Genomic DNA, 15,621 nt, shown 5'->3' with positions numbered 1-15,621 from the left:
TGTCATGCATGGCACCTCATCACCTGTCCGCTGCAGCGAGGCGGCGGCACCATCGCCTTACTTCATGCGGTAGGTGATGCGTCCCTTGCTCAGGTCGTACGGGGTCATCTCGATCTTGACCTTGTCGCCCGTGAGAATGCGGATGTAGTGCTTGCGCATGCGACCGGAGATGTGGGCGATGATGACGTGCCCATTCTCGAGTTGTACGCGAAACATGGTGTTGGGCAGGGTCTCCTGGACCGTGCCTTCCATTTCGATGACGTCGTCTTTGGCCATGTGTTCCGGGGTTCACGCGCAGCCGTCATGGCCGCGTAAGCCGACGATTATGCCACGAAAGGGCGCCTGGTTAAAGAATCATCAAGCAGGAAGCGGCGCCGGGGCGGCTCAGCCGAAATGCTCGTCCAGCTTGCGCCGGATTTCCTGCTCGACCATGCCCTTGAGCGGAGCCAGCATCAGGCCCAGCTCCGCCTTGACTTGGATCGCATCGCTGGCTACCGCGATGGAGCCGCTGACGCCGGAGCGCGAGAACAGCAGGGTGTCGTCCTGCCAGCGCCCTTCCATGCCGAACTTCTCGTGCATGCGCGCGGCCACCTGTTCGACCACGGAACGGGCTTCGGCGATCGAGAGCTGGTGGGGACGGCGGATGTCGATCTTGGGCATGGGGATTCCGGGATGGCGTGGCGTCGGCAGGCGCATCTTAAGGCACGGGGTCACATGATAGAGTTTCGCGGTCCTTTGACCGGTTCATCCATGCGTATCGAATTTCCCAATGCGGCCCGTGAAGACTTTCACTGGACGCAGGCGCTGTTGCGGATCGGCAGCGCTGCCCACAACGACCTCGTGCTGGCCTCCGGCCAGGCGGCGCCCGAACATCTGCGGATTCATCAGGATCGCCGCGGCTGGGTGCTGCAGGTACTGCCGTCGGCGGATCGCATCCATGTCAACGCGCGTCCGGTGCGCGAGCAGGCCCTGTTGCGCGCCGGCGACGTGATCAGCGTCGGCGATTGCCGCATGCTGCTGCGTTCCGACGAGGACCCGGCCGGGCGACCCTCGCCACAGGTTTCCGGGCAAGGTCGCTGCACGGTGGCTCTGCGCGCCGTCGCGGGGCCGCTGTCGGGCCGGGTGTTGTCGCTGGAAGACGGGCTGGAGCTCGGCTCGCCAGGCCATTGCCCGCTGGAGTTGCCGCAAGGTGACGTGGTGGTGCTGCGGATTTTCTGGGAACGCGGCCAGTTGTGGCTGGAAACCCTGCGTGCCTGCGAGCGCCATCCACTGCGGGTCAATGGCACGGCCGTGCAGAAACTGGCCCTGCTGCCCGGCGATCAGATCGGCGTGGCGATGCACCGCTTCGTGATCGACGGGCCGGGCATGCAGCCGGAACCGGAGATCGTGATGGCCGGGCCCTGGCCGCAGCCGCTGCCGGAGGAGTCGGCGGGTCCGACCAGCGAAGTCTGGTGGCTGATCGTCACTGCCGCCGTGCTGGCTCTCGGCATCGCCCTGGTCCTGCTGATCCGGTTCTGAACCTGCCTGCGTGGTGGCAGTTGACCGCTCCATGCTGCGCCGCGGCATAATGCGGAACACCCCTCCGACAGGATGCAGGCGCACGTGAGCAGAGTCTGGAACTTCAGCGCCGGTCCGGCGGCCTTGCCGCCGGCGGTACTCGAACGCGCACAGCGCGAATTGCTGGACTGGAACGGCAGCGGCGCCTCGGTGATGGAGCAGTCGCACCGCGGCAAGCGCTTCATCGCCATGGCCGCCCAGGCGGAAGCCGACCTGCGCACCTTGATGCAGATTCCGGCCGATTACGCCGTGCTGTTCCTGCAGGGCGGGGCGACCCAGCACTTCGCGCAGATCCCGATGAACCTGGCCGGCCCGGACGACAGCGCCGACTACATCGTCAGCGGACACTGGAGCGCCAAGGCCGCCAGCGAAGCCGGTGCGTACGTGCGGGTGAATGTGGCGGCCAGCAGCGCCGCGGACGACTATCTCAAGCTGCCGCCGCGCGACAGCTGGCGGCTCGATCCGCGCGCCGCCTACGTGCATTACACGCCGAACGAGACGATCCACGGCGTCGAGTTCCATGACGTTCCCGATGTCGGCGACGCGGTGCCGCTGGTGGCCGACCTGTCCTCGAACATCCTGTCCGGACCGCTCGACGTCAGCCGCTTCGGGCTGATCTATGCCGGCGCGCAGAAGAACATCGGGCCGTCCGGCCTGGTGGTGATGATCATCCGCCGTGACCTGCTGCAGCGTGCCGGTCGGCCGATGGCGCGGATCTTCCGCTACGCCGAGCACGCCGCCGCCGACTCCATGCTCAACACGCCGAACACCTGGGGCTGGTACCTGGCCGGACTGACCTTCCAGTGGCTGCTGGAGCAGGGCGGTGTCGCCGCGATGGCCGACCTAAATCGGGCCAAGGCCGGTTTGCTGTACGGCGCGATCGACGGTTCGGACGGCTATTACCGCAACCCGGTCGATCCCGCCGCCCGTTCGCGCATGAACGTCCGCTTCGACCTGCATGACACGGCGCTGGATGCCGCGTTCCTGCAGGAGTCGGAGGCTGCCGGCCTGCTGGCGCTGAAGGGACACAAGGCGCTGGGCGGCATGCGCGCCTCGCTGTACAACGCGGTGCCGCTGGCAGCCGTCGAGGCGCTGGTCGAATTCATGGGCGATTTTGCCCGCCGGCACGGTTGAGCAGGCGCAGACGGCGTTTTTCAGGCAGGATGCAGCTTCTCCATTTGGACGTCCATCATCCGGACGTCCATTCATCCAGACAGTGATCGCATCATGACCGATTCAAAAACCCCGCTGGGCGAGATGCGCGAGCGCATCGACAGCATCGACCGGCAGATCCAGCAGCTGATCTCCGAACGCGCCAACCATGCGCGCACGGTGGCCAAGGTGAAGGGCGAAGGTCTTTCCGCGATCGACTATTACCGACCCGAGCGCGAGGCGCATGTCCTGCGCATGGTGGTGGACCGCAACGACGGACCGCTCTCCGATACCGAGATGGTGCGCCTGTTCCGCGAGATCATGTCGTCCTGCCTGGCCCAGGAAGACCCGCTGAAGATCGGCTTCCTGGGGCCGGAAGGCACCTTCAGCGAGCAGGCGGTGCGCAAGCATTTCGGTCACGCGGCCTACGGCCTGCCGCTGGGCAGCATCGAGGAAGTGTTCCAGGAGGTGGCCGCCGGGCATGCCGATTTCGGCGTGGTGCCGGTGGAGAATTCGGGGCAGGGCATGATCCAGGTGACGCTGGACATGTTCCTCACCTCCGAGGCCACGATCTGCGGCGAGGTCGAGCTGCGCGTGCACCAGTGCCTGCATTCGCTTACCGGTAAGCCGGAGGACGTCCGGCGCGTCTACGCCCATGCCCAGTCGCTGCAGCAGTGCAAGACCTGGCTGCGCCTCAACCTGCCCGAGGTGGAGTGCATCGCGGTGGGCAGCAATGCCGAGGCGGCGCGGCTGGCTCGCCATGCCGACGATGCGGCGGCGATCGCGGGCGAGACCGCGGGCAAGGTCTACGGGCTCAAGACCGTGGCGAAGGGCATCGAGGATCGCGCCGACAACACCACGCGCTTCCTGGTGATCGGCCGCTCGCTGTTCCCGCCCTCGGGCAATGACCGCACCTCGCTGCTGATCACGGTCAACGACAAGCCCGGCGCGCTGTACGACGTGCTCAGCCCGTTCGCGAAACACGGCGTCAGCCTGAACCGGATCGAGTCGCGGCCGGCGCATACCGGCAAGTGGCAGTACGCATTCTTCATCGACGTTTCAGGGCATATCGACGAAGGCTCGCTGCAGGCCGCGGTGCAGGACATCGGCGCCTCGGCGGCCACCGTGCGCGTGCTGGGCTCGTATCCGGTGGCGCTGCCTTGAGCGGCCGGCTCGACTGGAGCAGCCGACCGGGCGGCGCGTTGCAAGGCAGCGTCACCGTGCCCGGCGACAAGTCGGTGTCCCATCGTGCGCTGATGCTGGCGGCCATCGCCGAGGGCACCTCGCATATCCGTGGCTTCCTTGAAGGCGAGGACACCCGGGCCACCGCCGCCGTGCTGGCGCAACTGGGCGTGCGCATCGAGACGCCGTCGGCCGGCGAGCGCGTGGTGCACGGCGTGGGCCTGCACGGTCTGCGCGGCACCACGCTGCCGCTGGATTGCGGCAACGCCGGCACCGGCATGCGCCTGCTCGCCGGCCTGCTGGTGGGGCAGGCGTTCGACAGCAGGCTGATCGGCGACGCGTCCCTGTCGAAGCGACCGATGCGCCGGGTGACCGATCCACTGGCCCGGATGGGTGCGCGGATCGATTCCCGCGATGGCCTGCCGCCGCTGGACGTGCATGGTGGGCAGCCGCTGCGCGGCATCCGCTACGAGCTGCCGGTGGCCAGCGCCCAGGTGAAGTCGGCCCTGCTGCTGGCCGGGCTGTACGCCACGGGCGAAACCGAGATCATCGAGCCGCACCCGACCCGCGACTACACCGAACGCATGCTGGCCGCGTTCGGCTGGCCGATCGTGTTTGCGCCGGGCCACGCGAAACTCGAAGGCGGACACCTGCTGCGCGCCCGGGATGTCGACGTGCCGGCGGACTTTTCCTCGGCCGCGTTCTTCCTGGTCGCTGCCAGCATCGTGCCCGGGTCGGCGTTGCGCCTGCCCGGCGTGGGGCTCAACCCGCGTCGCACCGGCCTGCTGCAGGCGTTGCGGCTGATGGGGGCGGACATCACCGTCGAACACGAGCGCGAAGCCGGCGGCGAGCCCGTCGGCGACCTGGTGGTGCGCCACGCCGCGCTGCACGGGGTCGAGCTGCCGGAGTCGATCGTGCCGGACATGATCGACGAGTTCCCCGCCCTGTTCATCGCGGCGGCGGTGGCCTCCGGCCGTACCGTGATCCGGGGCGCCGCCGAGCTGCGGGTGAAGGAATCCGATCGCATCGCGACCATGGCCGCAGGCCTGCGTGCGCTCGGCGCGCGCATCGAGGAAACGCCCGATGGCGCGATCATCCACGGCGGCCGGCTGGCCGGTGGCGCGGTGGACAGCCATCTCGACCACCGCATCGCGATGAGCTTCGCGGTGGCCGGGCTGGTCGCCGACGCAGCGGTGCGGATCAACGATTGCAGCCATGTCGCCACTTCGTTCCCGGGCTTCGTGACGCTGTCCAACGGTTGCGGTTTCGACCTGCGCGATGCGGACTGAGCCGTCGCGCAGGCTGTATCTTGATGGCACTGGTCCGGGTTGCTGAAGGTTTTGTCCATGTCGAACGTCGTCCCTCCCTTCATCGTGGCGATCCCCGCCCGTTACGGCTCGACCCGCCTGCCGGGCAAGCCGCTGCGCGAGATCGACGGCACTCCGATGGTTGTGCGGGTGGCGCAACGCGCCTTGCAGGCCGGCGCCGCCCAGGTCGTGGTGGCGGTGGACGATGTGCGGATCGCTGATGCGCTGGCCGGGCAGGCCGGCATCGATATCTGCATGACCCGCGCGGACCACGCCTCGGGCAGTGACCGGCTGGCCGAATGCGCGCTGCATTACGGCTGGAGCGCGGACAGCATCGTGGTGAACCTGCAGGGTGACGAGCCGTTCGCGCCGGCTGCCGGCATTCGCGCGGTGGCGCAGGCGCTGGCCGGCGACGACGCGCCGATGGCCACGCTGGCCACGCCGATCATCGATGCCGAGGAACTGTTCGATCCGAACGTGGTGAAGCTGGTTCGTGCGGCGAACGGACACGCGCTGTACTTCAGTCGTGCGCCGATGCCGTGGGCCCGCGATGCGTTCGCCGGTGATCGACACAGCTTGCCGTCGGGCCTGCCGTTTCTGCGGCACATCGGCATCTACGCCTATCGCGCCGGTTTCCTGGACCGCTACACGCGCCTGTCGCGTACGCCGCTGGAACAGGCCGAATCGCTGGAACAATTGCGCGTGCTGGAACACGGCCACGCGATCGCGGTGCGGCTGACCCCCGAACCATTCCCGCCCGGCATCGATACCCAGGCCGACCTGGAGCGCGCCGAGCAGTGGTTGCGCACGCAGCACTGAGCCCCATATCGATCGGGCCGCCCGTTAGAATCGTCCCATGCAGCCCGCGCAACCGCCCCCCTTCGACGGCAAGGCCTTCGTCCGTACGCTCACTTCCGCCCCCGGCGTCTATCGCCACTTCGATGCAGCGGGCGAGCTGCTTTACGTGGGCAAGGCCGGCAACCTCAGGAAACGCGTCAGCAGCTACTTCCTGAAACCACGGATGGAGCCGCGCATCGCGGCGATGGTGGCGCAGATCGCCCGCGTCGAGATCACCGTGACGCGCACCGAAGGCGAGGCGCTGCTGCTGGAATCGCAGCTGATCAAGTCGCTGAAGCCGCGTTACAACATCCTGCTGCGCGACGACAAGAGCTATCCGTACATCTACCTGTCCAGCGGCGAGGACTACCCGCGGCTGGCCTTCCATCGTGGTGCGAAAAACCTGCCGGGACGCTACTTCGGGCCGTATCCCAGCACTTACGCGGTGCGCGAGAGCCTCAGCCTGATGCAGAAGCTGTTCAAGGTGCGCCAGTGCGAGGACAGCTATTTCCGCAACCGCACGCGCCCCTGCCTGCAGTACCAGATCGGCCGCTGCAGCGCGCCCTGCGTGGGGCTGATCAGCGTGGAGGACTACCGCAACGACGTGCGCCACGCCGAGATGTTCCTGGAGGGGCGCAGCAACGCGGTGATCGACGAACTGGCCGAAGCGATGGAGCAGGCCAGCAAGGCCCTGCAGTTCGAGCGCGCGGCGAAGCTGCGCGACCAGGTGGCCGCGCTGCGCCAGTTGCAGGCGCAGCACCATGTGCAGGGCGCCAGTGCCGACATGGACGTGATTGCCTGCCGCATCGAGGCGGGCATGGCCTGCGTCAGCGTGCTGTTCTTCCGCAACGGCATCAGTCTGGGCACGCGCGAATTCTTCCCGCGACTGCCGCTGGATGCCGAGCCGGCCGACGTGCTGACGCAGTTCATCGCGCAGTACTACCTCGACCGCCCGGTGCCGCGGGAACTGATCCTCGGCGAGGCGCTGGCGGATCGCGCGATCCTGGCCGAATTGCTGAGCCAGCACGCCGGTCGTGCGGTGGAACTGAAGTCCAGCGTGCGGGGCGACCGCGCGCAGTTCCTGCAGATGGCCGAGCGCAATGCGCAGGCTTCGCTGACCGCGCGCCTGGCCAGCCGGCAGACCCTGGGCACGCGCTTCGACGACCTGCAGAAGCTGCTCGGGCTGGCGGCGCCGCCACGCCGCATCGAATGTTTCGACATCAGCCACACGATGGGCGAACTCACCGTCGCTTCGTGCGTGGTGTTCGGCCCCGAAGGTCCGGAGAAATCACATTACCGCCGTTTCAACATCGCCGGCATCACGCCCGGCGACGACTACGCGGCGATGCATCAGGCATTGACCCGGCGCTTCCGCAAGGTGGCCGACGGCGAGGGCGCAAGCCCCGACGTGTTGCTGATCGACGGCGGAGGCGGGCAGGTGGCGCAGGCGCTGGACGTGCTGAAGGAGCTCGGCGTCACCGGCATCGAGGTGGTCGGCGTGGCCAAGGGGCCGGGCCGGCGCGCCGGCGAGGAAACCCTGGTGCTGGCACGGATCGAGGCGGGAAGTCCGGGACGCGAGCTGCACCCGGGCTCCTCGTCGCCCGCGCTGCACCTGGTCGCCGCGGTGCGCGACGAAGCTCACCGCTTCGCCATCAGCGGCCACCGCAAGCGCCGCGAGAAGGCCCGCGAGCGCAGCGTGCTCGAAGACGTGCCGGGCGTGGGCGCACGCCGCCGCTCGGCGCTGCTGAAGGCGTTCGGCGGCATGCAGGGGGTCGAGGGTGCGGGCGTCGAGGAGCTGATGCAGGTGAAGGGCATCGACCGCGGCCTGGCCGAGCGGATCTACGCCAGCCTGCATGGCTGAACGTCGGCGAACCTTTTCACTCGGCAGTAGCGCACCGGCGTGCGAAACTGGCGCAAATCACCGGAAAGAATCATGCGCATCAACCTGCCGACCTGGCTGACCCTGTTCCGTGTTGCCTTGCTGCCGGTGATGGTGGCGGTGTTCTACCTGCCGTTCCCCGGGCACAACATCACCGCGGCGATCGTGTTCGTGCTGGCCGCGATCACCGACTGGCTGGACGGCTACCTGGCCAGGCGCATGAAGCTCACCTCGGCCTTCGGCGCGTTCCTCGACCCGGTGGCCGACAAGCTGATGGTGGCGGTGACCCTGTTCCTGCTGGTGGAAGCACACCGCGGCGGCTGGCCGGGCATCGTGATGGCGGTGACGGCAGCGGTGATCGTGGGGCGCGAAATCAGCGTTTCGGCGCTGCGCGAATGGATGGCCGGCATCGGCATGCGCGCCACGGTGAAGGTCGCCTTCATCGGCAAGTTGAAAACGGTGATGCAGATGGTCGCGCTGGTGGTGCTGATCGTGCAGCACGAGAAGGCCGCCGAGGCGTTGCGGCTCTATCACATCGGCGAAGCGCTGCTGGTGATTGCCGGCGTGCTGACGATCTGGTCCGGACTGACCTATCTGCGCGCCGCGTGGCCGCTGCTCAGCAGCGACATGCAGGAGCCGTCGCCGGTCGACAAGGCCGGGTCCTGAGCAGGCGGTTCGCGTTGTTGCAAATCCGGGCTTGACGATCCGCCATCACGTATTAGAATGCGCGGCTCCAATGCGGGAATAGCTCAGTTGGTAGAGCACGACCTTGCCAAGGTCGGGGTCGCGAGTTCGAGTCTCGTTTCCCGCTCCAGTTCGAAGACGAGGCCCCGACGTGTTCGGGGCCTCGTCGTTTTCGGGCCGGATGAAATCCCTTGCCGAATTTGCCCTCAAGGCTATTCACAAGCGAGTTCATTCTGGTATGATTCACGGCTCCGATGCGGGAATAGCTCAGTTGGTAGAGCACGACCTTGCCAAGGTCGGGGTCGCGAGTTCGAGTCTCGTTTCCCGCTCCAGTTTCAACGCAGAACCTCGGCTTTCCGGGGTTTTGTTTTTTCAGGACAACTGCGATCATTCCGGTCGCGTTTATCGAAGCAATGGCCTGGTGGCAGAGTGGTCATGCAGCGGACTGCAAATCCGCGTACGCCGGTTCGATTCCGACCTAGGCCTCCATTGCCCGATTGGCTGCCATGCAGCCCTGAAACCCGCCGCCGGCGGGTTTTTTGTTGGCCACGCCGCTGGTCCTGCGCGCTCGCGTTGCAGCCGGAGTCAGGCGCCGACGGCGGCGTCGACAGCAAGGGCGGACGCGCGTTGGCCGACCCACTGCCGGAAGTCGTCCGCGGCCAGTGGCCTGCAGATGAAGTAGCCCTGCATCAGGTCGCAGCCCAGTTCACGCAACACGGCTTCCTGTTCGGCCGTTTCCACGCCTTCGGCAATCGTGGCCATGCCGAGGCGACGGCCCACGTCGATGACGAAGCTGGCCAGCGGATCGGCGATGGTCGCCTGCAGCGCGCCGATGAAGGTGCGGTCGATCTTCAACTCGTCCAGGGGCAGCTGCTGCAGATAGGCGAGCGAGGAATAGCCGGTGCCGAAATCGTCGAGCGCCAGGCGGAAGCCGATCGCGGAAAGCTGCTGCAGGGTGCGCAAGGCCGCGTCGAAGTCACCGAGCAGGGCGCTCTCGGTCAGCTCCAGGGTAAGCGTGGAAGGCTCGATGCCCGCCGCGGCCACCTGCTCGGCGAGGTTCGACGCGAATTGCGGATGGGCAATCTGCCATGGGCTGATGTTGATCGAGATGCGCCCACCGAAATCGATGTCCTGCTCGCGCCACTGGCGAATGTGCCGGCAGGCGCATTCGATCACCCACGCACCGATGGCGTGGATCAGGCCGGTTTCCTCGGCGATCGGAATGAAGACGGCTGGCGAAACCTGGCCCAGTCGGGCGTGGTTCCAGCGCAGCAATGCCTCGGCGCCGACCAGCATGCCATGCATGTCCACCTGGGGCTGGAAGTACAGCGAGAAGTCCTGCTGTTCCAGTGCCGTGCGCAGGCCGCGTTCCAGCTCCAGTCGTGCATCGGCATCGCGTTGCATGTGCGGCAGGAACAGACGCGCAGCGTTGCGTCCGGTGGACTTGGCGCGATACAGGGCAATGTCCGCGCAGCGAACCACATCAGCTGCGCGCTGGCCGTGCTCGGGGAACAACGCCACGCCGATGCTGGCGCCCACGCCGAGCACGCGATTGTCGATTGCCAGCGGCGCGGCGAGGCGCTGCAGCATCCCTGCGGCGACATCCATCGCCCGGGTTGCGGCATCGTCGGCGCTGGTGCTGGCGGGCCCCAGCAGCACCACGAACTCGTCGCCACCAAGGCGGGCCACGGTGGAAGCGGCAGGCGCCACGGAGAGCAGGCTGTCGGCAATGCTCTCCAGCACGCGATCACCGACGTGATGCCCCAGCGAGTCGTTGATGGTCTTGAAGTTGTCCAGATCGATCATCAGCACGGCGCCGTGCTGGTGCGACTGCATGGCATCGGCGATCAGGTCAGCCAGGGTGTACAACGCGCGCAGCCGGTTGGGCAGCCCGGTCAACGCGTCGTGGTAGGCGGCGTGGCGCAGGTCGAGTTCGGTTTCGCGACGGATGTCCGCCTCGGCACGCAACTCACTGGCCGTGCGCTCGAGCTGCAGGGTATGCGCGTGCATCTGGCCGGCCAGGGAAACGCCCATCAGCAGCACGAAGGAAAGAAAGGCGAACGCGTCCAGCGAAGGGTAGGGCTTGCCCAGCGTGCTGACCACGATCGCGCCCCACAACAGCGCGACAAACTGGATCAGCAGGCACAGGCCCAGCAAGGCACCGCGCAGGCGCTGGCCTTCCCGGTACTGTCGCCATGCACGGTACATCGCCCACAGGAAGATGACGTAGCTGATCCAGCGAAAGGCATCGCCGCCGAACGAACGCGTGCCGTCCAGGGTGAACAGCGACTCTCCCCATGGCAGCACCAGCGGCGTGCCTTCGCGCAGCGTCGTGTCGAACGCCGTGTACGGCTGGATCAGGTTGATCACGAACATGCCCAGCGCAGCGAAACAGACGGCGGCCAAGACAGGGCGCCTCGCCGGCCTGCCGGTGTAGCAGCCGACGAAGACCATCAGCGCCGGCATCGCGAGGATCGCTGCGCCAGTCACCATGCGCAGGCCCCGAATGGCCGGCGCCAGCGAGTCGGCCGCGTTCATCAGCGCGTTGCCCAGTGCCAGGGTGGCAAGGCAGGTCGCCAGCACGGCGAACGCCAGGTGGGTGAGGTCGTGTCGCTGGCGCGCACCGATCACCAGAAACTGCACGGCAGCGCCGTAAGCCAAAGCGGCCATGGCCAGTAGTGCGGCAGTGAAATAGCCAAAGCCGGGGTGATCCACCACCGCCATCCGATTCCCCCGATCCGCCTCGGTCGGCGGATTCATGGCGCGTAGCGTACGCCATGACGGACGGAAAAAGACCTGCGCGGCCGAATGCATGCATTTTTCCTGCAGGAATCGATGATTTTCGTGCGAGACCCGTTGGCGGAACCCTTAAATTCCCCTACATTCAGCGTGCCGTGAGGCAAGGCATTCATCCATCACATCCAAGACGAGGGGAAATCCATGGCAAAGGCACAGAAAGCAGCAGCCAAGAGCAAGCCGGCACCGAAGGCGAAAGCCGCACCGGCCGCTCCGAAGCCGATCAAGGAAGCGCTGAACAAGTCCAGCCTGGTGGCGCACATCGTGGAAGCCAGTGGCGTGGTCGCCAAGGACGTCCGTGCCGTGCTCGCAGCGCTGGAAGGCGCGGTTGCCGGTTCCGTGCACAAGAAGGGCGCCGGCTCGTTCCAGCTGCCGGGCCTGCTGAAGATCACCGCTGTGAGCGTGCCGGCCAAGCCGAAGCGCAAGGGCATCAACCCGTTCACCAAGGAAGAGCAGTGGTTCGCGGCCAAGCCGGCATCGGTCAAGGTCAAGATCCGTCCGCTCAAGAAGCTGAAGGATGCCGCGGCCTGATAGCCCCGGGTTACCCAGCGTCTGTCATGAAAGTGCGGCGGCTTTGCCCGCCGCACTTTTTTTGTGCGCGTGGCAGCCGCGGAAAAGATCGGGCGTGGAGGGAGTGTGTGGTGCCCGGACCCGGGATCGAACCGGGATACCCGTGAGGGTGAGGGATTTTAAGTCCCTTGCGTCTACCAGTTTCGCCATCCGGGCGGGATGTCGCAGCGTGCTGCAGCGAGGCTGCAGGCGGCGCGCATCGTAGCATGCGCCTGGCGCAGGCCTGTCACGCGCGGCGCGTCAGAGCCTGTGCAGAAAACCACATCCCGTGGTTTTCTTCTGCGTTGCCTCAACTCGGGCAACCATGCCCTCGCCGTGGCCGGCCTGGGAGGGTGGAAACTCTCCACCTCTCAGAACAGGCTCTTGAAGATGTGGATGCCGGCGCTGTACTCGCCAATGATCGTGCCCACGCTGACCAGGAAGAAGTTCAGCAGTGTGCGTGCCACGCGGTTCTTCCACCAGCCGCTCCAGTGCACGATGTCGTCGCGCAAGGTGTCGAAGTCGATCACCCGCGGTCGCCGCACCCAGGCTTCCGCTGTCGCACTGATGCCGCCGGCCGGGATGCCGGGGCGGAACGGCTTGATCGGTGCGGCGATGAAGGCGGCCACGATGCTGACCGGATGACCGCCGGCTGCCACCGCGCCCAGCGCGGCGAAGCCGCCGGTGAACAGCACCCAGTCACGCAGTGCCTGGGCGCCCAGTGCCGCGTTCTGATGGAAGGCCCAGGCGATGGCGGCGAACACCAGCAGCACCAGGCCCACCGCAAGCCATTTCGGCCAGCGCGCCTTGGGGGGCAAGGTGGCCAGCTCGGCAACCCTGGTCGCGGGATCGTCCTGCTGTTCGCGCAACAGCGTGCACATGCCCTTCAGGTGCCCTGCGCCGATCACCACCAGCACGCGACGGTCCTCGGTGCCGGACGAGCGTGCCGCTTGCTGGCGCAGGCGGGCGGCCATGAAGGCATCGCGCTCGCCGATCAGGCTGTCGTAGAGCGGCCTGGAGCCGCTGGCGAACTCGCTGAACGCACTTTCGAGCAGGTCTTCCTGCTTCAGTTTCTCGATGTCGCCCTGGGCGATTTCCTCGCGATCGAACACGCTGGCCAGCAGGCCGCCGAGCAGGCCGAAGCGCTGCCAGAAACCCACGCTGCGCCAGGCCCGCTTCAGCGTGGTGCCGACCTCGCGGTCGATCGTCCACAGCGGCAGGTTGCGTCGTTCGGCGCCGTCCATCGCCGCCTTCATTTCGGCGCCGGGCTGGATGCCGGACTGGTCGGCGAGGCGCTTCTGGAATGTCGACAGCACCAGGCTGGCGGCGACCATGCCTGCCTTGCCCTGGCGGATCACCTTGAACAGGTCCATCTGCTTGAACGCCTCGGGATCGCGCATGCTTTGCGCGCGGCTGTCGCAGAGTTCCACTGCCACCGCATCGAAGTGCTCGTGATCGAGCAGGGCCTCGACCGCCTCCATGCTGCTGCGCGACACATGGGCGGTGCCGAGCACCACGTACTCCACGCCATCGCGTTGCACCCGTTCGATCGGCTGGCCGTCGAGCGCGGCGGGCAACGTGGTGACTTCGGTTTCGGGGACACTCATGCGATCAGCGGGCCGGTCTGAAGGGAAAGTCCAAGCATGGGGACGAACGCCATGCGGAACAAGCAGGCAGTGTGTCCGCCCGGTTTCAGTCGCGGTAGCGCCTGAGCAGGTCGGCGTAGGCATCGATGCGGCGATCGCGCAGGAACGGCCAGATCCGCCGCACGTGTTCGCTGCGCGCCAGATCCACCTCGGCCAGCAGCAGTTCACGACCTTCCGTGCCGGCCTGCGCCAGGTATTCGCCCTGCGGACCGGCGACAAAGCTCGATCCCCAGAACCGGATGCCCGCGCCGTTTGCCGTCGGGTCCGCTTCGTAGCCGGTGCGGTTGCATGACAGCAGGGGCAAGCCGTTGGCCACCGCGTGACCGCGCTGCACGGTGATCCAGGCGTCGCGCTGGCGATCCTTCTCGGCCTGTTCGTCGTTCGGGTCCCAGCCGATCGCGGTGGGGTAGAGCAGCAGTTCGGCACCGGCCAGCGCCATCAGGCGCGCCGCTTCCGGATACCACTGGTCCCAGCACACCAGCACGCCGAGCCGGCCGACCGAGGTGTCGATCGGCTCGAAGCCGAGGTCGCCCGGAGTGAAGTAGAACTTCTCGTAAAAGGCGGGGTCGTCGGGGATGTGCATCTTGCGATACTTGCCGGCGATCGCCGCCGAGCGATCGAAGACGACGGCGGTGTTGTGGTACAGCCCGGTCGCCCGTTTCTCGAACAGCGAGGCGACCACCACCAGTTGCAGTTCTGCGGCCAGCTTGCCGATGCGCTCGGTGCCGGGGCCGGGAATCGTCTCGGCCTGGTCGAACACCTCGACCGACTCGTGCTGGCAGAAGTACGGCCCGTTGTGCAGTTCCTGCAGCAGCACCAGTTCGGCGCCGGCGGCCGCGGCTTCGCGCAGGCCGGCTTCGATCGCATCGAGATTGGCGTCGCGGCTGCCGCGGTCGGTTTCCTGCAGCAGGGCGACCTTCAGGGTCTTGCGGGTCATCGGGGCTATCCTCGGCGTGGCGCCAGGCGAAACAGACCCTGCAGTTTAGCCGATGCGGCTCAGGCCAGGCCGGCCGGCAACTGCATGGTGATGCAGTGCAGGCTGCCGTTCTGCCAGATCAGCGGCCGGCACGGCACCTGCACGATCTCGCGGCCCGGATGCGCCGCGCCGATGATGCGGGCGGCCTCGGCGTCGGCCGGGTCGTCGTAGGCCGGCACCAGCACGGCGCCGTTGACGATCAGGTAGTTCGCATAGGACGCGGCGAGGCGGCGTCCCTCATCGATGATCGGCCGCGGCCACGGCAGCGGGTGCAGTCGATATGGACGGCCATCGACGGTGCGCAGCGCGGCCAATTCGCCGGCCATGCGCTGCAGCTCCTCGTGGTGCGGATCGCCGGCGTCGTCGCAGGCCTGGAACACGATGCGGTCGTCCGGCGCGAAGCGGGCCAGGGTGTCGATGTGGGCGTCGGTGTCGTCGCCTTCGAGGTAGCCGTAGTCCAGCCACAGCACGCGATCGGCGTGCAGGCCGTCGCGGAGGATGGCGCTCATTTCCTCGCGCGACTGTTCCGGGTGGCGCTGCACCAGGCAGCGCCAAGTGGTGAGGATGCTGCCGCTGCCGTCGCTCTCGATGCCGCCGCCTTCCAGCGCCCAGTCGATGCGCTTGTGCGCGGCGTGGCCGAACACGCCCGCCTCGACCAGGCCGGCGACCAGGGCATCGTCCTGTTCGGCGCCGAACTTGCCGCCCCAGCCGGTGAAGCGGAAATCGGTGAGCTGGAAGCCCCGGGCACCGCCCTTCAGCGTGATCGGGCCGGAGTCGCGCAGCCAGGTGTCGTCGTAGGGCAGGGTGATGCAGCGCAACTTCGACAGGTCCACGCCGGCGCCGGCGAGCAGGCCTTCCACGTGGACGCGCAAGACCTCATCGGCGACCACGATGATCAGCGACTGGAAGCGCGTCACCGCGGCAGCCAGCGCCACGTAGGTGGTTTCCACCGAGGCCAGTCGTTCGGCCCAGTCGGTGTCCGCGTGCGGCCAGGCGATCAGGACGGCGGATTGTGGTTCCCATTCCGCGGGCAGGCGCAGGCTGTGGTCGGTCATG

14 protein-coding genes and 4 tRNA genes are annotated in these 15,621 nt (G+C 67.2%); 11 read left to right on the top strand and 7 right to left on the bottom strand.

All coding sequences use genetic code 11. The features are described from left to right. Nucleotides 1-57: 57 nt before the first annotated feature. Nucleotides 58-276, bottom strand: coding sequence for a translation initiation factor IF-1 (infA, locus tag ABNK63_RS08885; protein ID WP_007508585.1), 219 nt, complete (start codon nucleotides 274-276; stop codon nucleotides 58-60). Nucleotides 277-384: 108 nt separating this feature from the next. Further along, nucleotides 385-660: a polyhydroxyalkanoic acid system family protein gene (locus ABNK63_RS08880; RefSeq protein WP_007808954.1), complete on the bottom strand. Its 276-nt coding sequence runs from the start codon at nucleotides 658-660 to the stop codon at nucleotides 385-387. A gap of 90 nt (nucleotides 661-750) precedes the next feature. On the opposite strand from ABNK63_RS08880, the gene ABNK63_RS08875 reads away from it, so the two are divergent. The 10 genes from ABNK63_RS08875 (at nucleotide 751) to ABNK63_RS08830 (ending at nucleotide 9,087) form a co-directional block, all read left to right on the top strand. Then, on the top strand, nucleotides 751-1,518 hold the full coding sequence (locus ABNK63_RS08875) for an FHA domain-containing protein (protein WP_350015419.1): 768 nt from the start codon (nucleotides 751-753) through the stop codon (nucleotides 1,516-1,518). A gap of 84 nt (nucleotides 1,519-1,602) precedes the next feature. After that, entirely contained in the window at nucleotides 1,603-2,691 is a 1,089-nt protein-coding gene (serC, locus tag ABNK63_RS08870; RefSeq protein ID WP_350015418.1) for a 3-phosphoserine/phosphohydroxythreonine transaminase, read from the top strand. 93 nt (nucleotides 2,692-2,784) lie between these two features. Beyond that, a complete protein-coding gene (gene pheA, locus ABNK63_RS08865) occupies nucleotides 2,785-3,873 on the top strand; it encodes a prephenate dehydratase (RefSeq protein WP_007808947.1) in 1,089 nt (362 codons plus the stop codon). Next, nucleotides 3,870-5,180, top strand: coding sequence for a 3-phosphoshikimate 1-carboxyvinyltransferase (aroA, locus tag ABNK63_RS08860; RefSeq protein WP_350015417.1), 1,311 nt, complete (start codon nucleotides 3,870-3,872; stop codon nucleotides 5,178-5,180). Before pheA ends, aroA begins: the two co-directional genes overlap by 4 nt. A 57-nt stretch (nucleotides 5,181-5,237) precedes the next feature. Next, complete coding sequence (gene kdsB, locus ABNK63_RS08855; protein ID WP_007808943.1) at nucleotides 5,238-6,017, top strand: 3-deoxy-manno-octulosonate cytidylyltransferase; 780 nt, start codon at nucleotides 5,238-5,240, stop codon at nucleotides 6,015-6,017. 37 nt (nucleotides 6,018-6,054) lie between these two features. Then, on the top strand, nucleotides 6,055-7,896 hold the full coding sequence (gene uvrC / locus ABNK63_RS08850; protein WP_007808942.1) for an excinuclease ABC subunit UvrC: 1,842 nt from the start codon (nucleotides 6,055-6,057) through the stop codon (nucleotides 7,894-7,896). A 72-nt stretch (nucleotides 7,897-7,968) separates the two neighbouring features. Continuing rightward, on the top strand, nucleotides 7,969-8,580 hold the full coding sequence (gene pgsA, locus ABNK63_RS08845; RefSeq protein WP_007808940.1) for a CDP-diacylglycerol--glycerol-3-phosphate 3-phosphatidyltransferase: 612 nt from the start codon (nucleotides 7,969-7,971) through the stop codon (nucleotides 8,578-8,580). A 72-nt stretch (nucleotides 8,581-8,652) separates the two neighbouring features. After that, nucleotides 8,653-8,728: transfer RNA gene (locus ABNK63_RS08840), tRNA-Gly, on the top strand. 126 nt (nucleotides 8,729-8,854) lie between these two features. After that, nucleotides 8,855-8,930 (top strand) — tRNA-Gly (locus ABNK63_RS08835). 83 nt (nucleotides 8,931-9,013) lie between these two features. Further along, nucleotides 9,014-9,087 (top strand) — tRNA-Cys (locus ABNK63_RS08830). Nucleotides 9,088-9,183: 96 nt separating this feature from the next. On the opposite strand, the gene ABNK63_RS08825 is transcribed toward ABNK63_RS08830, so the two are convergent. Next, a complete protein-coding gene (locus ABNK63_RS08825; RefSeq protein WP_238530950.1) occupies nucleotides 9,184-11,358 on the bottom strand; it encodes an EAL domain-containing protein in 2,175 nt (724 codons plus the stop codon). A 180-nt stretch (nucleotides 11,359-11,538) separates the two neighbouring features. Here ABNK63_RS08825 and ABNK63_RS08820 point away from each other — a divergent pair, with 180 nt between their 5' ends. Then, nucleotides 11,539-11,925 carry an HU family DNA-binding protein gene (locus ABNK63_RS08820; protein WP_007808937.1) on the top strand — a complete coding sequence of 129 codons (387 nt, stop codon included), beginning with the start codon at nucleotides 11,539-11,541 and terminating at the stop codon, nucleotides 11,923-11,925. Between the two features lie 108 nt (nucleotides 11,926-12,033). Here ABNK63_RS08820 and ABNK63_RS08815 read toward each other — a convergent pair. From ABNK63_RS08815 to ABNK63_RS08800, 4 genes are all read right to left on the bottom strand, one after another. After that, nucleotides 12,034-12,120: transfer RNA gene (locus tag ABNK63_RS08815), tRNA-Leu, on the bottom strand. A 194-nt stretch (nucleotides 12,121-12,314) separates the two neighbouring features. Then, nucleotides 12,315-13,550 (bottom strand): TraB/GumN family protein, encoded by a 1,236-nt coding sequence (locus ABNK63_RS08810; protein ID WP_350015416.1) that lies wholly within the window; start codon nucleotides 13,548-13,550, stop codon nucleotides 12,315-12,317. A gap of 85 nt (nucleotides 13,551-13,635) precedes the next feature. After that, a complete protein-coding gene (locus tag ABNK63_RS08805) occupies nucleotides 13,636-14,526 on the bottom strand; it encodes a carbon-nitrogen hydrolase (RefSeq protein WP_007808934.1) in 891 nt (296 codons plus the stop codon). 59 nt (nucleotides 14,527-14,585) lie between these two features. Beyond that, a complete protein-coding gene (locus tag ABNK63_RS08800) occupies nucleotides 14,586-15,620 on the bottom strand; it encodes an agmatine deiminase family protein (protein WP_007808932.1) in 1,035 nt (344 codons plus the stop codon). Nucleotide 15,621: the final 1 nt, after the last annotated feature.

The sequence above is a fragment of the Rhodanobacter sp. IGA1.0 genome (genome assembly GCF_040208325.1).
In the GTDB taxonomy this organism is placed as follows: domain Bacteria; phylum Pseudomonadota; class Gammaproteobacteria; order Xanthomonadales; family Rhodanobacteraceae; genus Rhodanobacter; species Rhodanobacter spathiphylli.
The sequence above is the reverse complement of the archived record's forward strand: the minus strand, read 5'-3'. Positions and strand labels throughout refer to the sequence as shown.

Bases quoted from the DNA above. Each gene is read 5' to 3' on its own strand.
- ABNK63_RS08805 (WP_007808934.1), bottom strand. From the start codon at position 14,526: ATGACCCGCAAGACCCTGAAGGTCGCCCTGCTGCAGGAAACCGACCGC.
- pheA (WP_007808947.1), top strand. From the start codon at position 2,785: ATGACCGATTCAAAAACCCCGCTGGGCGAGATGCGCGAGCGCATCGAC.
- pgsA (WP_007808940.1), top strand. From the start codon at position 7,969: ATGCGCATCAACCTGCCGACCTGGCTGACCCTGTTCCGTGTTGCCTTG.
- uvrC (WP_007808942.1), top strand. From the start codon at position 6,055: ATGCAGCCCGCGCAACCGCCCCCCTTCGACGGCAAGGCCTTCGTCCGT.
- infA (WP_007508585.1), bottom strand. From the start codon at position 276: ATGGCCAAAGACGACGTCATCGAAATGGAAGGCACGGTCCAGGAGACC.
- kdsB (WP_007808943.1), top strand. From the start codon at position 5,238: ATGTCGAACGTCGTCCCTCCCTTCATCGTGGCGATCCCCGCCCGTTAC.
- ABNK63_RS08820 (WP_007808937.1), top strand. From the start codon at position 11,539: ATGGCAAAGGCACAGAAAGCAGCAGCCAAGAGCAAGCCGGCACCGAAG.
- ABNK63_RS08875 (WP_350015419.1), top strand. From the start codon at position 751: ATGCGTATCGAATTTCCCAATGCGGCCCGTGAAGACTTTCACTGGACG.
- ABNK63_RS08800 (WP_007808932.1), bottom strand. From the start codon at position 15,620: ATGACCGACCACAGCCTGCGCCTGCCCGCGGAATGGGAACCACAATCC.
- ABNK63_RS08810 (WP_350015416.1), bottom strand. From the start codon at position 13,550: ATGAGTGTCCCCGAAACCGAAGTCACCACGTTGCCCGCCGCGCTCGAC.
- ABNK63_RS08825 (WP_238530950.1), bottom strand. From the start codon at position 11,358: ATGAATCCGCCGACCGAGGCGGATCGGGGGAATCGGATGGCGGTGGTG.
- ABNK63_RS08880 (WP_007808954.1), bottom strand. From the start codon at position 660: ATGCCCAAGATCGACATCCGCCGTCCCCACCAGCTCTCGATCGCCGAA.